Source organism: Streptococcus sp. 20925_1_22, assembly GCF_041431685.1.
GTDB lineage: Bacteria > Bacillota > Bacilli > Lactobacillales > Streptococcaceae > Streptococcus.
The window spans coordinates 151,709-173,197 of the sequence record NZ_JAPVYE010000002.1 but is presented as its reverse complement, the minus strand read 5'-3'; the positions used below and the strand labels follow the sequence as shown (position 1 = coordinate 173,197).

At 42.5% G+C, this 21,489-nt stretch carries 19 protein-coding genes and 1 other RNA gene; 5 read left to right on the top strand and 15 right to left on the bottom strand.

What is annotated here, in order from left to right:
* Positions 1–66 precede the first annotated feature (66 nt).
* The 14 genes from dapD to O3621_RS03265 all read right to left on the bottom strand — a co-directional run bounded on the left by dapD (position 67) and on the right by O3621_RS03265 (position 13,717).
* Positions 67–765 carry a 2,3,4,5-tetrahydropyridine-2,6-dicarboxylate N-acetyltransferase gene (gene dapD, locus O3621_RS03330; RefSeq protein ID WP_049547738.1) on the bottom strand — a complete coding sequence of 233 codons (699 nt, stop codon included), beginning with the start codon at positions 763–765 and terminating at the stop codon, positions 67–69.
* A gap of 354 nt (positions 766–1,119) precedes the next feature.
* On the bottom strand, positions 1,120–2,133 hold the full coding sequence (locus tag O3621_RS03325; RefSeq protein ID WP_049547737.1) for a hypothetical protein: 1,014 nt from the start codon (positions 2,131–2,133) through the stop codon (positions 1,120–1,122).
* Positions 2,134–2,163: 30 nt separating this feature from the next.
* On the bottom strand, positions 2,164–3,099 hold the full coding sequence (locus tag O3621_RS03320) for a hypothetical protein (RefSeq protein WP_049547736.1): 936 nt from the start codon (positions 3,097–3,099) through the stop codon (positions 2,164–2,166).
* Positions 3,100–3,178: 79 nt separating this feature from the next.
* A complete protein-coding gene (locus O3621_RS03315) occupies positions 3,179–4,036 on the bottom strand; it encodes a hypothetical protein (protein WP_125337601.1) in 858 nt (285 codons plus the stop codon).
* Positions 4,037–4,358: 322 nt separating this feature from the next.
* Positions 4,359–4,739 (bottom strand): PTS glucitol/sorbitol transporter subunit IIA, encoded by a 381-nt coding sequence (locus tag O3621_RS03310; protein ID WP_002902105.1) that lies wholly within the window; start codon positions 4,737–4,739, stop codon positions 4,359–4,361.
* A 98-nt stretch (positions 4,740–4,837) separates the two neighbouring features.
* The gene (locus tag O3621_RS03305; RefSeq protein WP_009660130.1) at positions 4,838–5,818 is read right to left on the bottom strand and encodes a PTS glucitol/sorbitol transporter subunit IIB; all 981 of its coding nucleotides are present in this window, start codon (positions 5,816–5,818) and stop codon (positions 4,838–4,840) included.
* Positions 5,819–5,834: 16 nt separating this feature from the next.
* Positions 5,835–6,377, bottom strand: a complete 543-nt coding sequence (locus tag O3621_RS03300; RefSeq protein WP_002893982.1) for a PTS glucitol/sorbitol transporter subunit IIC — start codon at positions 6,375–6,377, stop codon at positions 5,835–5,837.
* Positions 6,374–6,871: a transcriptional regulator GutM gene (locus tag O3621_RS03295; protein WP_049547734.1), complete on the bottom strand. Its 498-nt coding sequence runs from the start codon at positions 6,869–6,871 to the stop codon at positions 6,374–6,376. The genes O3621_RS03300 and O3621_RS03295 overlap by 4 nt, the downstream gene beginning before the upstream one ends.
* Positions 6,871–8,697, bottom strand: a complete 1,827-nt coding sequence (locus O3621_RS03290) for a PTS sugar transporter subunit IIA (RefSeq protein ID WP_080979487.1) — start codon at positions 8,695–8,697, stop codon at positions 6,871–6,873. Before O3621_RS03290 ends, O3621_RS03295 begins: the two co-directional genes overlap by 1 nt.
* A 62-nt stretch (positions 8,698–8,759) precedes the next feature.
* Positions 8,760–9,560 (bottom strand): SDR family oxidoreductase, encoded by an 801-nt coding sequence (locus O3621_RS03285; RefSeq protein ID WP_002902100.1) that lies wholly within the window; start codon positions 9,558–9,560, stop codon positions 8,760–8,762.
* A 184-nt stretch (positions 9,561–9,744) separates the two neighbouring features.
* Positions 9,745–11,094, bottom strand: a complete 1,350-nt coding sequence (locus tag O3621_RS03280; RefSeq protein WP_002917809.1) for a glucose-6-phosphate isomerase — start codon at positions 11,092–11,094, stop codon at positions 9,745–9,747.
* Positions 11,095–11,581: 487 nt separating this feature from the next.
* Positions 11,582–11,680, bottom strand: an RNA gene (ffs, locus tag O3621_RS03275) — signal recognition particle sRNA small type.
* Between the two features lie 28 nt (positions 11,681–11,708).
* Positions 11,709–12,179, bottom strand: coding sequence for a tRNA adenosine(34) deaminase TadA (tadA, locus tag O3621_RS03270; RefSeq protein WP_049547731.1), 471 nt, complete (start codon positions 12,177–12,179; stop codon positions 11,709–11,711).
* 245 nt (positions 12,180–12,424) lie between these two features.
* Positions 12,425–13,717, bottom strand: coding sequence for an adenylosuccinate synthase (locus O3621_RS03265; RefSeq protein ID WP_002893992.1), 1,293 nt, complete (start codon positions 13,715–13,717; stop codon positions 12,425–12,427).
* Between the two features lie 297 nt (positions 13,718–14,014).
* Between O3621_RS03265 and gshAB the strand changes: the two genes are divergently transcribed.
* From gshAB to O3621_RS03250, 3 genes are all read left to right on the top strand, one after another.
* Positions 14,015–16,267 (top strand): bifunctional glutamate--cysteine ligase GshA/glutathione synthetase GshB, encoded by a 2,253-nt coding sequence (gshAB, locus tag O3621_RS03260; RefSeq protein ID WP_049547730.1) that lies wholly within the window; start codon positions 14,015–14,017, stop codon positions 16,265–16,267.
* Between the two features lie 235 nt (positions 16,268–16,502).
* Positions 16,503–17,348: a hypothetical protein gene (locus O3621_RS03255; RefSeq protein WP_371513665.1), complete on the top strand. Its 846-nt coding sequence runs from the start codon at positions 16,503–16,505 to the stop codon at positions 17,346–17,348.
* 24 nt (positions 17,349–17,372) lie between these two features.
* Complete coding sequence (locus O3621_RS03250; protein WP_002907849.1) at positions 17,373–18,629, top strand: toxic anion resistance protein; 1,257 nt, start codon at positions 17,373–17,375, stop codon at positions 18,627–18,629.
* Positions 18,630–18,705: 76 nt separating this feature from the next.
* Here the strand turns inward: O3621_RS03250 and O3621_RS03245 are convergent, their stop codons facing one another.
* Complete coding sequence (locus O3621_RS03245) at positions 18,706–19,524, bottom strand: ADP-ribosylglycohydrolase family protein (RefSeq protein WP_125434017.1); 819 nt, start codon at positions 19,522–19,524, stop codon at positions 18,706–18,708.
* A 118-nt stretch (positions 19,525–19,642) separates the two neighbouring features.
* On the opposite strand from O3621_RS03245, the gene hslO reads away from it, so the two are divergent.
* Both hslO and dusB read left to right on the top strand, forming a co-directional pair.
* A complete protein-coding gene (gene hslO, locus O3621_RS03240; RefSeq protein WP_125434018.1) occupies positions 19,643–20,515 on the top strand; it encodes an Hsp33 family molecular chaperone HslO in 873 nt (290 codons plus the stop codon).
* On the top strand, positions 20,502–21,479 hold the full coding sequence (gene dusB, locus O3621_RS03235) for a tRNA dihydrouridine synthase DusB (protein WP_185761221.1): 978 nt from the start codon (positions 20,502–20,504) through the stop codon (positions 21,477–21,479). Before hslO ends, dusB begins: the two co-directional genes overlap by 14 nt.
* The last annotated feature ends 10 nt before the right edge of the window (positions 21,480–21,489 follow it).

Below are 21,489 nucleotides of genomic sequence, written 5' to 3'. Positions count from 1 at the left end.
TTTAAAATCTTGTCAGACCAGTCAAAGTGTCGGGCCGCACCCAATCAATTCATCTTTATGCTATTTTTAAAGAGTACGCAGAGCGTCTTCCAGAGCTGTCTTCTGCTGGGTCTTCTCGTCAATGGTCTTGATAACTCGTGCCGGAACACCAGCAACCACTACGTTTTCCGGAACATCCTGGGTCACAATCGCGCCAGCCGCAACAACTGAACCACTGCCAATTTGTACACCTTCAATCACAACCGCATTGGCACCAATCAACACATTGTCTCCAACCTGAACTGGCTCAGCACTAGCCGGCTCAATGACTCCCGCCAGAACAGCACCAGCACCGACATGACTGTTTTTGCCGACAATCGCTCGGCCACCCAGGATAGCACCCATATCAATCATGGTTCCAGCGCCAATCTCTGCACCAATATTGATGACTGCCCCCATCATGATGACAGCATTATCACCAATTTCGACTTGGTCACGGATAATAGCGCCCGGCTCAATACGGGCATTGATATCGCGCTTGTCCAAAAGCGGCACCGCTGAGTTGCGGGCATCCTGCTCTACGACATAGGTCTTATTTTCCTCTAAGTTCACTAGGAGTGGCTTAATTTCTTCCCAGTCTCCAAAAAGAACATTGCCTAACTTCACAACAGACCAAGGGATGGATCCGTGTAATTCTCCATCAAAGGTTACCTTGACAGGAGTTTTTTTCTTGGCATCAGCGATAAATTTGATAATTTCTTGAGCGTTCATTTTAGTAGCAGACATGATTTTTCCCTCGATTCGTGAATGATTTAGCCTTTTAGTTTGTTTATCTCCTCAATCTCCAACAACTTGAAGAACAATTGAAGTAAACCAAGAAGCTTGATTAGACAATATTATAACACAAAAAAGGGGATTGCAAAACTCCTACAAAATTCTCTACATGAGATACGGATTGTAAAAAGACACGAACTCTCGTCCGTGCCCAACAAAGCAATTCCAAACTTATATACCAACGATCTTATTTAATTCTTTCGTTTCGTTCAAAATGTTCCCACTGTTGGCATCAATGGTCATTTTGATCTTTTGCGTACCGTTCGGAGTTTCCAGCTGTAAGATAAGCACTCCTATTCATTTATTCTATTTAGAAAGATTACTCAATAGATACTGTCCGTTTTCCTGACGGATAAAAGTCAAAGTTATCTCCTTATTTGAAGAGGTTTCATAGTTTATAAGCATCTTCGGCTCTGATTCACCATCCCCATAAACTGAGATATGTTGATATTCTGGGTATTCCTTGATTACTTCTTTAAAGGAAGAACCGCCCTCGCCTGTTTCCGCATCACCCGTCTTTAAGTTCTCTGTAATCTGGCTAGATACCTTTTTATTATAGTCATCACTGCCGGGCATAATACTCATACCCTGAAGATGGTAACTGCCATCCTCGTGTTTCATAAAGGTCAGAGTGGTATAACTAGAGTCAGGTAGCCAAGACAATGAGAGCCCTTCTTCCTGAAACGTCACACTGCTGGCCAAGCCAAAATCTTTGACTACTTGTTCTGGGGTCAATCCTTCATCATCCGCACTAACAATGCTCAGCTTTTCAAGGTCTTTCACTTCCCACTCATACACATCCTCTTTTGTCGGAGCCACAAAAGAAGCAACATCGCTTTGATGTCCCTTTCGAGACAGACTTGGCACACTTCCCCCACCCATAAAATCATTTAGGAAATAGCCGCCAAGACCTCCTAGCAATAATCCCGCTGCCAGGCCTATTCCTAAAAATCCTATCAGCTTGCCCGTACTATTTTTCTTTGGCTCTGGACTTGGCTGGGCAGCAAAGTTTGCAGCTTGCTGTGGTACGGCAAAGTTCTGACCAGCTGGATTAAATCCCTGAGGCGTTGCTTTTTGAAAAGCAGGATTTCCCCAATTATCCTGCTGAGGCATCTGCTGCTGTGGAGCATCAAAAATGGGTTGCTGAACACCAAAATCTTGATTAGGATTCGGCATTTCAGGACTGCCTCCTTCTGTTGGGAAAGGCTGCCCCTCCGTTGAGTTAGCTGAAAATTGTCCTGGATCTGATGACTGGACTTGCTGTGGATACGGAGCCAATCCTTCTAAAGATTGTTCCTGCGGTTTATTTTGTTCTGGCATTGTTTCTCCTTTTATTATTTGAGTTCTATTTTATTTATTGGCAGTAGTGGACAAAAGATAGTTTCCGTCCTCCTGCTGAACGAAGAACAACCTATAAGTACCATCATTAGGAGCGTCATAAGCCGCCTCCATAATGGTTTGACTAGTATCCTCACTGAAATCTTCATCTACACGAATAGAGATACTTCGCGGACTGCCATATTCCTTAAAAACATCCTTATAGGAAATGCCATCTTTACCAGTCTTTGCATCGCCTTTTTTCAATTTTTCAAAGTAATCAGCCGCCATCGCTTCGTCCTCAGCATTATGTTTGCTTCCTTCAAAGCGAATATTATAGATATGAAGACTATTCAGATAGAAACCATCTTTTTTCTTCTCAAAATCCAGAGAAGCAGTTTGATCTGTATAATAAACTGGCCAGTCCTCCTCATCATCAGAATCTTGAAGCGTTCCCCACTCTAAATCAAGGCTGTCACGAGAGATTTCTTCTTTTAAAGCCTTGCCATATTTATCAAGAATATCTTCCACTGAAGTACCATTCGTATCTGTCTGAATAGTATTGAACCGTAACTCTGACAAACTATCAATATCCCACTTGAACTCAGTAGTATCGGGATCAATGTAGCGGTCTGATTGATCCCTCTTTGATCCCCCAGCATCTGCTAAAGGATGTAGCACAGGATATTCCCCTTTGATGACCTCCGCTACTCCCATTCTATAGCCCCAGATTCCCCCTCCGATTAGTCCAAGACCAAGAGAGAGCAAGGCTCCGCCTATCAGGATTCCTTTCCAAGATTTATTCTTGGCCAAAGGTGGGGTTGGTCCCTGCGGACTTGAAACATGGCCTTGCTGAGGTTGAAAATGATGCGGGAATTTCTCTTGCGACTGAGCATTCCTTGAAGGCTCAAAAGAATGCTGTGTTTGCTGTTCTGTCAATCTTCTTTCCTCTTTCTTGTTTATTTTCAATAGTCTTATCAGTTCTCTTTTAATAACGAAATGCTTTGAAATCAATCAGTCACAAAAGATAAACTAAATAACTAAAAACTTACATTTCCTCTGACTTTATATATAAGAAATTTCCATCTGGCTGGCCTACAAACAGAAGATATTTATAACTATCTTCTGTTTTATAAGTCACCTCAGCAATCAGACGGTTGGAGATAATCTTATTATCTACGTCACGTTCGGTTGCGATGACAATTTCTGACGGAACAGGATGCTTCTTCAGGACCTCTGATAAAGCTGTTCCTCCTTCACCCGTTTCCTTGTCTCCTACTTTCAAACGTTCAAGGTCTTTGGGAGATAATACGCTCCAATCTGTCGTTTCCTTCCCTTTTCTATATTCTTTAAAAGAATCTCCAACTACCACTTGTCTCAGATAGTAGTTCTGGTCAACTTTATCAAATTGAAAAGAAATATTTTGCTCCTTGTCCCTGACAGAAGGGCCCCATCGGAGTAACAGACGATTACGATCATATTCTGCTGAACTAGCCAAGCCATAAGTTTCAACGATTTGATCAGCCGTCAGACCTAATCCTTCATCGTTTGTATAGCTCAACCGTCCCAAGTCTTTCAAAGTCCAATTAAACTGAACCGACTGCCCGTCTGTAGTAAAGCTGTCACTCTTGTCTTTGGCTTCTTCCTGAGCCTTACTCAGACGCTTAATCCTTTGAATATCCTTATTTGTCTGTGTCTGCTTGCCGATAAAATAAGCTGAACCGCTGCCAATCAAAAGACCAATTATGAGAGCAAAAATTGAAAGTCCTATGACTTTTCCGATATTGCCCTTCTTATCAGGCAATCCTTGCGGCTGAATCTGCTGGAAATTCCCTTGCAATGGCTGGCTAGGTTGATTTTCTTGCCAAGCCCCTTGCACTTGACCTTGTCCATCTTTATCTGACATGGTTTTCTCCTTATAAATTTTATTGATTTGTCATATTGCGAAAACATTGAAAAATAATGACAAATTTTACAACATTATAACATAAATTATTCTTCCAATCAAAAAGGGAGTGGGAAAGAACTTCAAACAAGTTAAAAAGTTCGTCTTCCCACCCCCGCACAGTTGATCAGGCAATCTTTGGGGCTTAAAAAGCGAAGGAAGATGCCAATCAACCACTGCGTCATCTATTTTTTCTAATTTAGACTCAAAAGCCTGGACTTTTGCCCAGGCTCTGAATCAAGTTTTTAGACTCTTATTTTTCTAGTATTCTTATTTAGATATTTTATCCTACTTGAGCTACTTCAAAAATCTGAATGGTAGAGCCTTTTTCAATTACTACTGCTTGGTCTGCTGCGACATGGAGTGTACCAGGAAGGCTCCCCTCTTTTGAACCATCAAAAGAAATCGTGATATGGCCCAGTCCAGTTAAATTTTTTTCTACTACATTTCCCACGGAACTAATCGAATATTCCTGATTATCTACCACCAGCTTGCCGCCTTCTAGTATTGAACCTAGCAGATTTTTGTTATCAATCTTAAAACAATACTCTGCTAAATCTTCCGGTGCTTCTTCTCCAAATAAAATGAGCATATTGGCATCTTGAATCATATTCTGAGCTTCAGGCCCTACTTGAATTACTTTAGCTTCAAAAATTTTCTTCATCTAATTCCTATTTATCCTTTCTCTAATTTGTCTTAAACTTATGCTTATAGATAAGTTTAACATAATAGTTGCTCTGTTTACGTGCATCTATCAAAGGTCTATTGATAAAGACCAATACTAGCTATCCAAGCTACTAGCACCCGCGGAACACCATTGAGAAAGCGTGAATAAAGCACAGAAGGGACACCAACCTCAACTGTTTCAGACTTGGCTTCAGATAGACCGAGTGCTACAGGAATGAAATCACAACCGTTTTGAGTGTTGATAGCAAATATAGCTGGCAGAGCCATTTGGGGCGGAATATTCCCTTTTCCGATTTCGACTCCAATTAAGGTTCCGATAATCTGACTGATAACAGCTCCGGGGCCTAACAAAGGAGATAGGAATGGCAAGGAACAGATAAAGCCAATCAAAATGAGTCCCCAGATGTTCCCCGCTAGGGGAACCATTAATTTTGCCAGCCAATTTCCAACACCTGAACCTTGAATAACCCCAATCAGCAAGGAAACAAAGGCCATGAAAGGAATGATTGTGTTGAGCATTGTTTGGATGGCTTCACGAGCAGCCTGGTTGAAAGTCGCAACGACCTTCCCAGCGCCCATCCCAATTCTTGCTACAATACTTGTTTCAGCTTTTTGCTCTGTAATTTTTTTACTAGTATCGTAAGTTGGCTTTTCTGTTACCACAGTTGTCGCTTTTTCGTCTTCATTAGCAGCAGAAATTTGATTAAGGCCAACTGCTGACACATAGATTTCCTCGGTGATATATTGTGCTAGAGGGCCACTTTTCCCTGTAGCGACAATATTGATTGTAGGGATCCCCTTTTTAGGATAAATACCGCAGCGAAGAGTACCGCCGCAATCCACGATTGCTAAAGCAATTTCCTCATCAGGGATAGAAGTTTTAAACCCGTTAACAGCTTCCATACCGGTCAAATCAGCAATTTTATCTACAATATCTGGCTTTTCTCCGCCGCCAGTGATATAGATAAATTTATGCTTAGCCTCACTAGGTGTAATGACCAAAGGGCCTCCGAAACCACCATTTCCTTTAACAACTTTTATACTCTTATATGACATAATTTCACTCTTTCTATCAATCAAATGTTTTACTCAAGGTAACACCTTGCTGTTTTGCAACATAGGCAGTCGTAAAATCTGTTACCCATCCACCAACAAAGTTCATGATAATTCCTACAAGCATGTAACGGATTGCCAGGTCCATCTGACTTAAACCTAAAGTTTGAATTCCTGTCGCAATTCCCATCCATACAAACAATTCCCCAGGATTGATATGTGGGAATACACCATTTGAAGTATGGCAGAACTGCATCTGAGCTGCTACAAAACTAGGTTTATAATATTCTGGCAAGAAGCGTCCCATACTGATCGCCATCGGATTCCCCAGCATAAAGGCTGAAATGAAAGGTAAAATCATATAACGGCTAACAGGATTTTTGGCAGAAATCTTAGCCAAGGAATTGACCTTTTCTTCTCCCAAGAAAGCGATAAGGGTATTCATTGCAATCAATAGCATTAAGACAAGCGGTACAATATTTGTCATCCAGCTAATAAAGGTTTCTCCACCTAATTGGAAGAGTTTCATAAAACTCTCTGCAAATTTTGTAATGTGATTCATAAGGAACTCCTTTTCTTATTTTTTTTAAATAACTGTTTAATAGATAATTGTAAGTAATTCGCATAAAAGCCGAATCCCAGAAAAGAATCAGATGAACTTGTCTCTTTCTCAATACCTGCCTCATGCCAAAGATAGACTTTTCTAGCATCTTCTATGGCTGATTGCATCAACTTATTTTCTTTTCTCACAAGAGGATTATACTTGTCAAAATAATGGATGTCTTCTCCAACATAATCGTCCATATTTTGAAAACGCGCTAAGATTGTGACTCCTTGCATTTTGCTAGCTTTAAGAACCCGACCGTTTTCATCAACCGCGAACATGACAATCGTACCGGATTTTATTCTTCCGGACTTCCTGCCAATCGCTACGCGCCCCAGTTTTCGGAGCATCGTATAGGTCTTATTGAAGTCTTTGAGTTGCTGCCAGCCGAGGAATATTTGAAATATATAAGCTGCCATGACAAATACAGCGAAAATTATTAGCGAATTCATTAAAATACTCCTTTGCTCTTAGAAAATGATAGAAACTCTGTCTCTGTTTCTACAGCCCTCAATGCTTCTTTTAGAGAAGGCTCTCCTGCAATTCGAAAAATGTCGTCATACAATTCCAGCAATTCACTTTCCATTTTTCTTTCAATTTCTGAGGGTATGGCCACTAGAAAGATAAATTCAATCCATTCATCTCCTTTTTGATAAGGCTCTTCTAGTTTTCCAAACATTAAAATAGTCTTTGCATAACCCTGGTTAATTGTATGGGGGAAGGCAATTCCTCCACCAAAAATGGTTGATTGCTTTTTCTCCCTATCAATTATCCGATTTCTAAAACCTTCATCAATCATCTGAAGTTTCTCTAACTCTGCAACCATATTTAGCAAGTATTGCTGATAGGTTTTTTGGGGGCTCAACCGAAGAAAACGTAAGCTGACTGTTTCTAGATTTTTTTGATGAAAAGCATTGGCCCTCTGCCATTCTTCCTGCAGCCATTGATCATCAAAAAGATGATTAACTTGAATGACTGGAGATTTAGAATCTTTATATTTTAGAGGAACTGTCGTAAAAATCGCGAAATAGTCCTGATTTAAATCCACATTAAAATCCTCTTCAGAATACTGAGTAATGTCTACATCATTTCCAAGGACTCGTCTGAGTTGCTGAATAATCATCGCAGCAGTTCCTCTTCCTGTTGTGCAAACTACAGCTATCTGCTTGCGATAACCCTTAACAGCAGAATTTTGCTTTCTTAAAATCATTTCAAAATACAAAGCCAGATATCCGATTTCAGATAATTCCAATTCAGAACCAAAAATTGCAGATAGTTCTTCTCCAGCTATTTTTGCCATTTCAAAAGCAAAAGGATATTGAGTTTGAACCTCGCCATGAAATATATCATTAGCTTGCACATGGAAAATCAGTCGATTGATTAAGGAGCCTAGATGAGATTTGATTTCTTCAAATAATTCTTCATCATCAAAGTGAACCAACATTGTTTCTTTGACTTTCTTGACAATCCCTTCAAAAATATTTGCAAGCTGTTCAGATTGATAAGATGTCTTGCTTAAAGTGTCAATAAAACGGACATTAAACGGAAAACACAAAAAGTCTATCTCAAACTGACTGAGGGAAATCTTATAAGTCATCTCAATATGATAGATTAATTTCTCAGCTAAAGGTGTCTCTGTTAAATCATTCCTATAGTAAGGAATAGGACAATTCAACACTCTAGATGTATGAATACGCTCCACCATAATTGAAATGGTCTTTCGAAGGAGTTCCTGTGTTTCTTTAGGGATTTTATAGTCCTGAACTAGCGTCTCCAGAAAAGAAGATGTTCCCTCAGTGAGTGTCCTTCCTTCAAAGTAAGGAGCCACTTGGTGAATATATAGCAAGCGCAAATTCAGCTCGCTCCCCAAGACCTCCAGCCCACGGTTGGGCTTTCCTGAAATAGTGATAGAGTAACTCTCTGCCAAAGATTTTACTTGTTTTAAATCCTTATTAAGGGTACTTCTACTAACACCTACTTCCTCAGCCAAGTCGTCAATAAGAAGAGGGGAGGTTGACTCAATTAAACGTTTTAGCAAATAGGCAATTCTTTTACTGGAAGAATTGAAGTCACTCTCCTGTTTTAAACTACCAGATAAAATCCTTTCCAACTCTGTATAGTCATACACTTCTAACATTAACTGATCATCTTGTGCGATAATCTGGATATTAGGAGCCAAAACATCATTTAATTGTTGGATACTCTTTTGCAAGGTTTGCAAGCTAATATCCAGTTCTGAGCGCATATCTACCAAGGAATAAGTTGGCTGCGAGACCATTTTATCTAAAATATTATACCACCGATTTACTAAGGTCAACTCTCTTCCCTACCTTCATTGTTTTAACCGCGAGTTTTACCTCCGGCAATATTTGTAGTGACACCTGTTATATAGCTAGAACGGTCTGAAATATAGAACGCTACAAGATCAGCTACTTCCCGTAGTTTCCCACTCCGTCCCAATGGAGTCGTTGAAGTTGAAGCATAACCAGCTCGAATATCTTCTACCGTCTTTCCACGGGTATAAGCAAGAGCTTCCTCGTAAGAAAGAGTTCGAAGACCCGTAGCTTCCATAATTCCTGGAGCAATTCCAACCACACGTACACCATGTTTACCAAGCTCTTTCGCCCATGAACGAGTGTAACTATAGACTGCCGCTTTCGTTGCAGCATAGGCACTTTGTCCTTCAGAACCTTCCAAGCCTGCTTCTGAAGCCATGTTCACAATTACACCTTTTCCATTTTTCACTAAAATACGTCCTACTGCCTGACTAACCAGATACAAACCTTTTTGATTAATCATTGTTACTTTTTCGAACGTCTCATCGTCCAACTCGTAAGGACCTTTAGGATTTTCTGCATCGATTAATAATCTAGGGACATTAATCCCCGCATTATTGACTACCGCATCAATATTGCCAAATCTTTCAACTATTTTGGCAACACCCTCTTCTACTTCAGAGCGAGAAGTTACATCAACTTTTACAAACAATAGATTCGGGTGACGTAAATCGTTGTCGCTAAGATCAAAATTCGCTACATTGACTCCTAATTCCAACAATTCTTCGACGATTGCCTTACCGATCCCAGATGACGCACCCGTCACAAGAACTGTTTTGCCTTTAATGTCTAACCAATCATTCATTTTGATACCTCTCAAATTTTATTTACAAGGCAATTATACAGCGCTTTCATAAAAGAATTAAGACACTCTTTTTTACACTGTTCAAAAAAATAATAAACTAATTAAGAGGCTTGTACTAAAAAATCCACAAGAAATGAACTTGTGGATCTTTTTATATTCTAAATGAACTCAAAGCATATGAGAATCAAAGACGTGCATTCAACTCAGCCCCCAGCTCTTCAAAGCCTGGTTTCCCAAGAAGAGCAAACATGTTTTTCTTATAAGCCTCAACTCCTGGCTGGTCAAATGGATTGATACCATTCAGGTAGCCAGAAAGAGCAATAGCTAACTCAAAGAAGTAAATAGTATAGCCCAAAGTGAACTCATCTTGCTCAGGCAGGGTCACAAACATATTTGGCACTCCGCCGTCTGTGTGAGCTAACAGCACTCCATCTGTTGCTTTCTTATTGACAAAGTCAACATCTTTTCCTTGCAGATAGCCAAGGCCATCCAAGTCTTCTGCTAATTCAGGAATCAACACATTTTTGCGAGGCTTATCTACACGAATAACTGTTTCAAAGAGGATACGAGTTCCTTCTTGAATAAATTGCCCCAAAGAGTGCAGGTCTGTTGAGAAGTTGGCTGAAGTTGGGTAGATACCTTTTTGGTCTTTACCTTCTGACTCACCAGCCAGTTGCTTCCACCATTCTGAGAAGTATTGCAAAGATGGTTCGTAGTTAGCTAGAACTTCTGTCAAATAACCTTTACGGTACAAGATATTGCGTACAACTGCATATTGATATGCTTCATTTTCAGCCAACTTATCAGAAGCATAAGCCTTGCGAGCAGCATTTGCTCCTTCCATCAACTTGCTGATATCAGCCCCTGCAGCTGCGATTGGCAAGAGTCCCACTGCTGTCAATACTGTAAAACGACCACCAACACTATCAGGCACTACAAAAGTATCCCAGCCATTAGCATCTGCTTCAACCTTAACTGCACCTTTAGCGCGGTCTGTAGTTGCATAAATCCGTTTATTTGCTTCTTCCTGACCATACTTCTTAACCAAGAGTTCTTTGAAGACACGGAAAGCAATAGCAGGCTCTGTAGTTGTTCCTGACTTAGAAATAACGTTGACAGAGAAATCCTTGTCTGATACATAGTCTACCAAATCAGCCAAATAGCTTGAAGAGATAGAGTTTCCAGCATAGAGGATCTGAGGTGCCTTGCGTTCTTCTTTGCTTTGCAAGTTTACAAATGAATTATTCAAGAAATCAATAGCTGCACGTGCCCCTAAATAAGATCCTCCAATACCGATGACGATTAACACTTCACTATCAGATTGGATTTTAGCAGCCGCCTTTTGAATACGAGCAAATTCATCTTTATCATATTCTTCAGGCAAATTCAACCAGCCTGTCATTTCTGCTCCAGGACCTGTTCCGTTTCGTAGAGCATTATCTGCTGCAGTCACTTGAGGCTGCATATAATCTAATTCATGTGGTGCTACAAACTTATCCAGTACCTTTGAATAGTCAAATTTAATATGTGTCATGTTTATCCTCCAATTGTTCTTTTCTTTTATGATAACGCTTTAAGAAAAAATAAGCAAGTGCTTTTACTATTTTAAAACGTTTACATTTTTTATTCTATACTATTTTTCTAAATAAGCTAATCCTAGGATATAACTGAGAGCAATCGTTTGCGTAAGTCAACAAATTTTAGGCCTATTAAAGAAGAATAATTTTGATTGACAAGAAAGCCAATATGCTTCTTAAGATTGAATGTCAGCTGAATTCATTTCAGGTCCATTCGAACTAGATTCACTGCTCCAATATTCATCTGCGCCTTTCAGGCTTGATTCATTCAACATTGGAACCTAGTTCTCGCTTTGCCTAAACTGCGTCAATGTCTCTAAACTCATCTTCCTCCTTCGGAGTTGATTCGTTGAGAATCTTTATAAGGTTTACAGATTTTTCCCTTATGGGAAAAACTGCATCCATTGCTCTAAGATTCATCTGCGCCTTTCAGGCTTGATTCATTAAGAGCAATAGAAAAGAGCACACAGCTTACTTCGCTTAGGGCTGCTGGATTCCTCCCCTGACCCGCTTCACGCAAAACTGTTGCTCCATTAATTAGTATAACACAAACTTTTGATTTTGGCTAATTTTATTTTTTCCTTCTCTGTCTGAAAAATTCCTGCATGATTTGAGCACACTCTTCTTGGAGAACACCTGTTTCCACCTCTACTCGGTGGTTAAGACGCTCATCTGTCAAAATATCATAGAGGCTGCCAGCTGCTCCAAACTTTTGATTTGCTGCTCCATAGACAACGTGAGGAATGCGCGCTAGACCGATTGCTCCGCTGCACATGACACATGGCTCAATGGTCACAAAAAGCGTTGTATCCAGCAAGCGCCAGCTATTTTCATGCCGATTCGCCTCTTCGATAGCCATAATCTCCGCATGCATAACAGCCCGTTGCAGCTCCTCCCGCGCATTGTGACCGCGGCCGATAATCTTACCCTCTTTGACCAAGACACAGCCGATGGGAATTTCATCATGAGCCAGAGCAATCTCCGCCTCCTTTAAAGATTCCCGCATAAATGCTTCTTTTTCTTCAATCGTATAGTTCATCATATTCTTTCTTAAGTTTTCGTTCTCTACCCCATTATACCACAAGCCAGCCGGGCGTCTCAGAAAAAAACGAAAGCCACCGCTGGGGTGACTTTCAGGAGATTATTATGAAAAAAGTTTAGGATTTTTAAACAAAGTTAGGAGGTCTTTGTTTATGTCGTTAGTATAAAATATATATCTTAAATGAATCTTAAGATGAAATTTTCTTGCAAAAAAGCACAAGAAGCAATTTCCTTGTGCTGACTTTTTTATAAATTAGACCAGACGCTTTCCAAGATATTGGTCTGCTCGCGGCCAGGACCGACTGAGAAGGTAGAAATACGAACACCAACCAACTCACTCACTCGGCGAACATAGTTGCGGGCGTTTTCTGGCAATTCTTCCAGACTGCGGACACTGGTGATGTCCTCTGACCAGCCTGGCAGCTCTTCGTAAATCGGCTTGCAACGCTTGAGCTGTTCCAGACTAGCTGGGTAATGGTCAATTCGCTGCCCATCCAAGTCATAGGCTACACAGATTTTCACTGTATCCAGACCGCTCAAAACATCGATGGAGTTAAGCGAAAGATTGGTAATCCCTGATACACGGCGGCTATGGCGCATGACAACAGAGTCAAACCAGCCTACCCGACGCGGACGACCGGTGGTGGTGCCATATTCGTGGCCGATATCACGAATGCGGTCACCAACTTCATCGAAAAGCTCTGTTGGGAATGGTCCATCTCCGACCCGACTGGTGTAGGCCTTGCAGACACCAACTACCTTGTCAATCTTGCTCGGACCAACTCCAGAACCGATGGTGACTCCCCCCGCAACCGGATTAGATGAAGTTACAAATGGATAAGTACCTTGGTCAATATCCAGCATAACCCCTTGAGCCCCTTCAAAGAGCACTCGCTTGCCCTGATCCAGCGCATCGTTGAGGATAACAGAAGTATCGGTCACATACTGCTTTATTTGCTGTCCATATTCATAGTATTCTTCAAAAATATCATCAAAGCTGATTGCTGTACTATCGTACAATTTCTCAAAGAGGCGGTTCTTCTCAGCTAGATTCCGCTCCAAGCGCTCTCTGAAAATATCTTTATCCAAAAGGTCAGCAATGCGGATACCGACACGAGCAGCCTTGTCCATATAGGCAGGGCCGATTCCCTTGATTGTTGTTCCGATTTTATTGTCACCTTTTGCTTCTTCCTGCAGACGATCCAGCTCGATATGGTAAGGCAGGATGACATGCGCTCGATCAGAGATGCGAAGGTTATCCGTCGTCACACCCTCTTCATGCAGGTAGTTCAATTCTTTGACCAGAGATTTGGGATTGACCACCATTCCATTTCCAATGACAGAGATTTTTTCTGGGAAGAAAATCCCTGACGGAATCAGGTGCAGCTTGTACTTCTTGCCGTCAATCACGATAGTGTGGCCGGCATTGTCACCACCCTGATAGCGGGCAATCACTTCGGCATTGGCTGAAAGGAAGTCTGTAATCTTCCCTTTTCCTTCATCTCCCCACTGGGTTCCTACAACAACTACTGATGTCATAATTTTGTCTGAGCTGAAGCAGCTCTTCCTTTCTTGAAAAGCAGGCAGGAATCTCACCTGCGATTATGTTTTATACCTCATTATATGAAAAATTTAACAATTTTTCAAGATGGGACCCATTCTTGATTTGTTTTTTCCCTTTTAAAAACGAATTAAATTTTCAAAAAATCTGTATTTTCTGAAATTTGTTAGTTTATTAAAAATAAATGTTCGGAATTTTTGTAAAATCGTAGCGGAAATTTGTTTTCTTTTTCCGTTTGTAATAGACTAAAATTACTACCATAGGACGGTGAAACGATGACGATTAATCAATTACTGCAGAAACTGGATACAGCAAGCCCCATTCTCCAAGCGACCTTTGGTCTAGAGAGGGAAAATCTGCGGGTGACAACTGATGGGCACTTAGCTCAAACTGCTCATCCGAGTCAGCTTGGTTCCCGCAATTTCCACCCAACCATCCAAACAGACTTCAGCGAGCAACAACTAGAACTAATTACACCTATCGCTCACTCGACTAAGGAAGCACGACGCTTACTGGGAGCTATCAGCGATGTGGCTGGCCGCTCGATTGACCAGAGTGAACGCCTCTGGCCCCTGTCCATGCCACTACAGCTGACAGAAGAAGAGATTGCCATCGCCCATCTGGAAAACGACTATGAACGCCACTACCGAGAGGGCTTAGCGAAAAAATATGGCAAAAAACTACAGGCCATCTCCGGTATCCACTACAATATGGAGCTAGGGAAAGATCTGGTCACTGCTCTCTTTCAAGTCAGCTCCTACCATTCACTCAAGGACTTTAAAAATGACCTCTATCTCAAGCTGGCTCGAAACTTTCTCCGTTTTCGCTGGGTTTTAACCTATCTCTACGGTGCTGCCCCTCTAGCAGAAGCTGGCTTCTATAGCCAGGAAATTTCCCAGCCTATCCGCTCTTTTCGTAACAGCGACTATGGCTATGTCAATGACGAGAATATTCAGGTGTCCTACGCTTCTTTGGAGCAATATGTAACTGATATTGAAAACTACGTTCAGTCTGGCGAGCTCAGCGCTGAAAAAGAATTTTACTCAGCCGTTCGCTTCCGTGGACAGAAGCACAATCGCGCCTATCTGGAGCAAGGCATTACTTATCTGGAATTCCGCTGCTTCGATCTCAATCCTTTTGACCATTTAGGCATTAGCCAAGAGACCTTAGATACCGTCCATCTCTTTTTACTGAGCCTGCTCTGGTTAGATGATGTAGAAAATGTGGATACGGCATTAAAAACTGCCCACGACTTGAACCAAAAGATTGCTTGTAGCCACCCGCTGACTGCCCTGCCAGATGAGGCAGATAGCTCAGCCCTGCTCCAAGCCATGGAAGACCTCATCCAGCATTTTGAACTGCCGACATACTACCAAAGCTTGCTTGAGCAGCTTAAGGAGGCACTTCTGAATCCTCAGCTAACCCTATCTGGCCAGCTCCTGCCTCATATTCAGCAAGATTCCTTAATAGCTTTTGGACTAGACAAAGCGGAGGAGTATCACCGCTACGCTTGGACTGCTCCTTATGCCCTCAAAGGCTATGAAAATATGGAATTATCCACTCAGATGCTGCTCTTCGATGCTATTCAGAAGGGGCTGAATGTCGACATCTTAGATGAAAACGATCAATTTCTCAAGCTTTGGCATGGTCACCATGTTGAATATGTCAAGAACGGCAATATGACCTCTAAGGATAACTATGTCATCCCTTTGGCAATGGCCAATAAAACAGTCACCAAAAAGATTTTGGCTGCAGCTGACTTTCCCGTTCCAGCTGGAGCAGAATTTTCTTCCTTAGAGAATGGACTGGCCTACTACCCTTTGATTAAGAACCGACAAATTGTCGTCAAACCCAAGTCAACCAACTTTGGACTGGGCATCTCCATCTTCCAAGAACCAGCCAGTCTGGACGCTTATCGCAAGGCTTTAGAGATTGCTTTTTCAGAAGACGCCGCCGTCTTGGTGGAGGAATTCATCGCTGGAACGGAGTACCGTTTCTTTGTCTTAGACGGTCAGTGCCAAGCAGTCCTCTTGCGGGTGGCGGCCAATGTCGTTGGAGACGGTCTACATACTGTGAGAGAATTGGTTGCCATCAAAAACGACAATCCCCTGCGGGGGCGCGATCATCGCTCGCCGCTCGAAATCATTGAACTGGGGGATATTGAACTGCTTATGCTGGACCAGCAAGGCTATGGACCAGATGATATCCTGCCTGCTAGAGTCAAGGTTGACTTGCGGCGCAATTCCAACATTTCTACTGGCGGAGACTCGATTGATGTCACAGACAGCATGCACCCGTCTTATAAGGAACTTGCTGCGGACATGGCAAAGGCTATGGGAGCTTGGGCTTGTGGCGTTGACCTAATCATCCCTGACAGCTCTGCTATTTCCACAGAGGAAAATCCCAACTGTACCTGCATCGAGCTCAACTTCAATCCCTCTATGTATATGCATACCTATTGTGCTGAGGGACCGGGACAAAACATCACCCCTAAAATATTGGCCAAACTTTTCCCAGAAATGGACTGATAACATAAGAATCGCAGGTATTTCCTTGCGATTTTTGTTTGAATACTTGCGATAAACAAAAAACCTTTCGTTCTATAAACAACACTTACTTTATTGAGAGGAATAAAATGCCTTTCCGAATTAAGCAAATATAAAAAATGGTCTCAATATATAAAATCATTTCAATCTTTAGCCTTCAAAAACCAGCTTTTATGTTAAAATAGAGATATCACATTGATAAGAAAGAGAAACGTCCATGTCGAGGAGAAATGATGATTCCAACCAGCAACCAGAATGGTTTAGCTGGATTTGGATACTTGTATTTGTATTTGGTTCTGGAGCTGTAGCTAGCTATCTAATTCCCATAGCTATTCTGGGGGCTATTGGCTACGGAATCTATCGCCACCAAAACCAGAAAAAAGTTCGGATTGAAGCAAAGCAAGCTAGCATTGGCCGTATTGAAGATTTGAAATCAGAAATTGGTCATGCTGACCGCCGCATTAAAGAATTGGAAGGCTACCAAGAAGATGGGGACCAAGAAAGCTATCAGAATTTAGCTCTAGAAATTCTTCCCCAGCTAACCTATATCAAAAATGCTGCTAACGACCTACGCGGAGAAATTCCTACTTCCGTCTACCAACGAATCCAGACCAAAATTCGTACTGTCGCCGATGAAATCGATGAACAACTGAAAAAGATTGAACGAGAGAAAAAACGAAAAGAAGCGCAGCCTAAGAAAACTAGTCTAGAAGAGCTAGCCCCAGAATTGGTCGCTACGGTTCGCAATATTCAGATTGACCATGAGGCCATTCTTCAAAAAATCTCTCAATCCGAAAGCAACAACAAGGAAGAGCTGACTGCCATTCATCAGTCCCAGATGGAGCACTACGAAGATATTTTAGAAGGCTACCTCAAAATCAAAGCTTCTCCCAAAGATTTTTACAATGCAGAGGAGCGGCTAGCCAAGGCCAAAGCTGCTATCGAGCAGTTTGACTTAGACCTAGACGAAGCGCTGCGCCAGTTAAATGAAGCTGATTTGAGGGACTTTGACATTAGCCTGCGCATCTTAGACAAAGAAAAGCAAACAGACACTGGTCTTTAAGCTATATAAACCAAAGGAGAAACTATGAGCCAAGAATTTAATTTTGACATTGATAAAATTGCTAACAATGCCATCAGCAAAAGCGACAAAACAACAGAAATCATCGAAGCCAATACGACTCAAGAAAATGGCCAGCTAACTTTTCTGGAAAAACTGACTCCTGAGCAACAGAGTGCTATTACGGCTAAAGCTCCACAGCTGGTGGATAATTTCGTATCAGACCAAAATGCCTTGCTGGACTTTGGTCAATCTGCTGTAGAAGAGGTCAACGGTACTGTCAATCGTATCTTAGCCGAGCAGAAAAAATTACAAATTCCCCAGGTAGATGAGCTCTTAAAAAACACTAACAAAGAACTCAATGGCTTTGTTGCAAAATACAAGGATGCTCAAGTAGCAGAACTGGACAAAAAGCCTAATTTTCTGGAAAAACTCTTCAAACAGAGCAAAAACACTCTTCAAGAATTCTATTTTGACTCACAAAATATTGAGCAGAAAATGGACGGCATGGCTGCAACCGTTGTCAAGCAAGAAGACGTTCTGGCTCGCAATATTGTTTCTGCTGAAATGCTGATTGAGGACAATACCAAATCGATTGAAAACCTAGTTGGAGTTATTTCCTTTATCGAAGCTGCTCAGCAAGAATCTGGCAATCGAGCGCTCAAACTGCAGGCTGAAGTCGCTCAGTTAGATATGACAACTGTTGACTACCAAGTCAAATCGCAAGAATTAGCTCGTATGACAGAGGTGGTCAATACCCTAGAGCAGCAACACACTGAATATGTCAGCCGTCTCTATGTGGCTTGGGCGACAACGCCTCAGATGCGCAATCTGGTCAAGGTTTCCTCTGATATGCGCCAAAAACTTGGAATGCTCCGTCGCAATACCATTCCAACGATGAAACTGTCTATCGCTCAGTTAGGCATTCTCCAGCAATCCATGAAGTCTGGTCAGGTAGCTGACGCCATCTCGAATGCCAATAACGCTGCCCTGCAAATGCTCGCCGAAACGAGCAAGGAAGTCATTCCTCAGCTGGAACGGATTTCCCAAAGCCCTACCATCGCTGTTGAGTCTGTCACCAAGCTGGCAGAAAGCCTCGTCGCACAAAATCAAGGCATTATCGAAGCCATTGATAAAGGACGGGAAAAACGCGCTCTGCTAGAAGCTACTGTTATCCAGTCTGCAGAGACCATCAACAACTCTGTCAAACTGCGTGATCAAAAGATTATCCAAGCCCTGTTGGACCAAGGCAAGGAAGCCCAGAAAGAATTAACTACAGAATAAGTAAAAGAGCCTAGATGGCTCTTTTAATGTTTTACTTTTTAAATGATCAATACAGTCCTGTCTTCCGATTATCCCTTTAAAACAAGCAGCTTTCCAACAGTTCTTTATTGGGCAGCTGGGCTAGCCAGTTATCAGGAATCCCTTCCAAACCATAGATGATGCCAGCCAGGCCGCCAGCAACTGCTGCTACTGTATCAGTGTCATCGCCCAAATTAACAGCTTTCAAGACAGTTTCCAGATAAGAAGTGCTAGTCAGCAGACACCACAGTGCTGCTTCCAAGGTATCCACCACATAGCCAGTAGAGCGAATGTCATCTTCGGTCAGCTCTGCTAAAGTTTGCAAACGAGCATAGGTCGTGCTAGTCGCTAAGTCTGATAGTATTTCCGATAGTTGCTGGCCTTTTAAGAGCTTACGAGCAATAGCCACATAAAGCAGGCAGGCCTCTACGGAAGTCGCATGGGCATGTGTAATACTGGAAACAGCCTCAATATCAGACGGACCAGCTGCAGTAAAGGCTAGGGGCAGAATCCGCATCAAAGAACCATTTCCATTGGAATATTCATCAGATAGACCGTGTTCTCTTGTCAAGGCTTCGCGAGTCGCATTTCCTACATCAAAGGTCAAACCATCCGGTGTGTATGCTCCCTCGAAGAGCCAATTTTTAAACCGCTGCTGCATATCGACAGGGTCAATCTTACCTTTTTCCCTAATAGAATCACAGGTCGCCAAAACAAGGCTGGTATCATCTGACCAAGTCCCAGCCGGTTGCTGATGGCTGCCATAACCCACCATCTCAACCGCTTTAAAACTGCCTCGGGTTAAAAATTCATACGGAACGCCTAATGCATCAGCTACTGCCAGACCATAGACTGCCGCTTTCAAAGATTGGTTCATACTAGTCTCCTATGCTTTTTATTTTATTATACTATTTTTGCTCTTAAAATTCTTCCTAACCCCAAAAAACAAGCGCAGTCGCGCGCTTGTTTTTCTATTTTGTGTTAAAATAAAAGGTATGGACAAAATTATCAAAACTATCTCAGAAAATGGTTCTTTCCGAGCTTATGTGCTGGATAGCACAGAGACGGTTCGGACCGCTCAAGAAAAACATCAAACTCAAGCAAGCTCTACCGTTGCACTTGGCCGCACACTGATTGCCAGTCAAATTTTAGCTGCAAATGAAAAAGGCCAGACCAAGATTACCGTCAAGATTCTCGGGACCAGCACACTAGGCGCGATTATCACAGTGGCAGATACCGAGGGCAATGTCAAAGGCTATGTGCAAAATCCCGGTGTAGATATCAAAAAGACTGCCACCGGTGAGGTTCTAGTTGGTCCTTTTGTCGGCCAAGGAGAATTCCTCGTCATCACGGACTATGGTACTGGCAATCCTTACAACTCCATGACTCCTCTCATCTCTGGGGAAATCGGCGAAGACCTAGCCTTCTATCTGACCGAAAGCCAGCAAACGCCTTCTGCAGTTGGTATCAACGTCCTCTTGGATGAGAATGATAAAGTCAAGGTTGCTGGCGGCTTCTTGGTACAAGTTCTGCCTGGTGCTAAAGAAGCTGAAATTGCCCGCTTTGAGAAGCGGATCCAAGAAATGCCTGCTATCTCAAGACTGCTGGAATCCGATGACCATATTGAAGCTCTGCTGGCTGCCATCTATGGTGATGAGCCATACAAACGCCTGTCTGAAGAGAAAATCCGCTTCCAATGCGACTGTAACAAAGAGCGCTTCATGAATGCCTTGGCTACCCTGCCAAAGGCTGACTTAGAAGAGATGCGTGACCAAGACCAAGGAGCTGAAATCGTCTGCCAATTTTGCCAGACAGCCTATCACTTTGACCAAAACGACCTGGAGGAACTGATTCGTGACAAATCTTAATACCCCTTTTATGATTGGGAATGTTGAAATTCCCAACCGCACAGTTCTGGCACCTATGGCCGGCGTAACCAACTCTGCTTTCCGAACCATTGCCAAAGAGCTGGGAGCAGGCCTGGTCGTCATGGAAATGGTCTCTGACAAGGGCATCCAGTATAACAACGAAAAAACCCTCCACATGCTCCATATTGATGAGGGAGAAAATCCTGTTTCTATCCAGCTTTTCGGCAGCGACGAGGATAGTTTAGCACGCGCAGCAGAATTTATCCAAGAAAACACCAAGACGGATATTGTCGATATCAATATGGGCTGCCCGGTCAATAAAATTGTCAAAAACGAAGCTGGAGCTAAATGGCTCAAGGACCCTGAGAAAATCTATAAAATCATCAACAAGGTCCAGTCCGTTCTGGATATTCCCCTGACAGTCAAGATGCGGACGGGTTGGTCCAACAGCTCACTGGCTGTAGAAAACGCTCTAGCAGCCGAAGCCGCCGGAGTCTCCGCCCTGGCTATGCACGGCCGCACCCGTGAGCAAATGTATACTGGTCATGCTGACCTTGAGACCTTGCACGACGTAGCCCATGCTCTGACTAAGATTCCTTTTATCGCTAACGGTGATATCCGCAGCGTCCAAGATGCTAAACAGCGTATTGAGGAAGTCGGCGCCGATGCCGTCATGGTAGGCCGAGCTGCTATGGGAAATCCTTATCTCTTTAACCAAATCAACCACTACTTTGAAACTGGCGAAGTCCTACCAGACCTCAGCTTTGAAGATAAGATGAAAGTCGCTCACGATCACCTTTCTCGCTTGGTGAATCTCAAAGGAGAATATGTAGCCATCCGCGAATTCCGGGGCCTAGCTCCGCACTATCTGCGCGGTACTGCAGGAGCAGCCAAGCTCCGCGGTGCTATTTCGCAAGCTGAAAGTCTGGCTGAAATCGAAGAACTCTTACAAATTCAAAAATAAAGACGAAAGG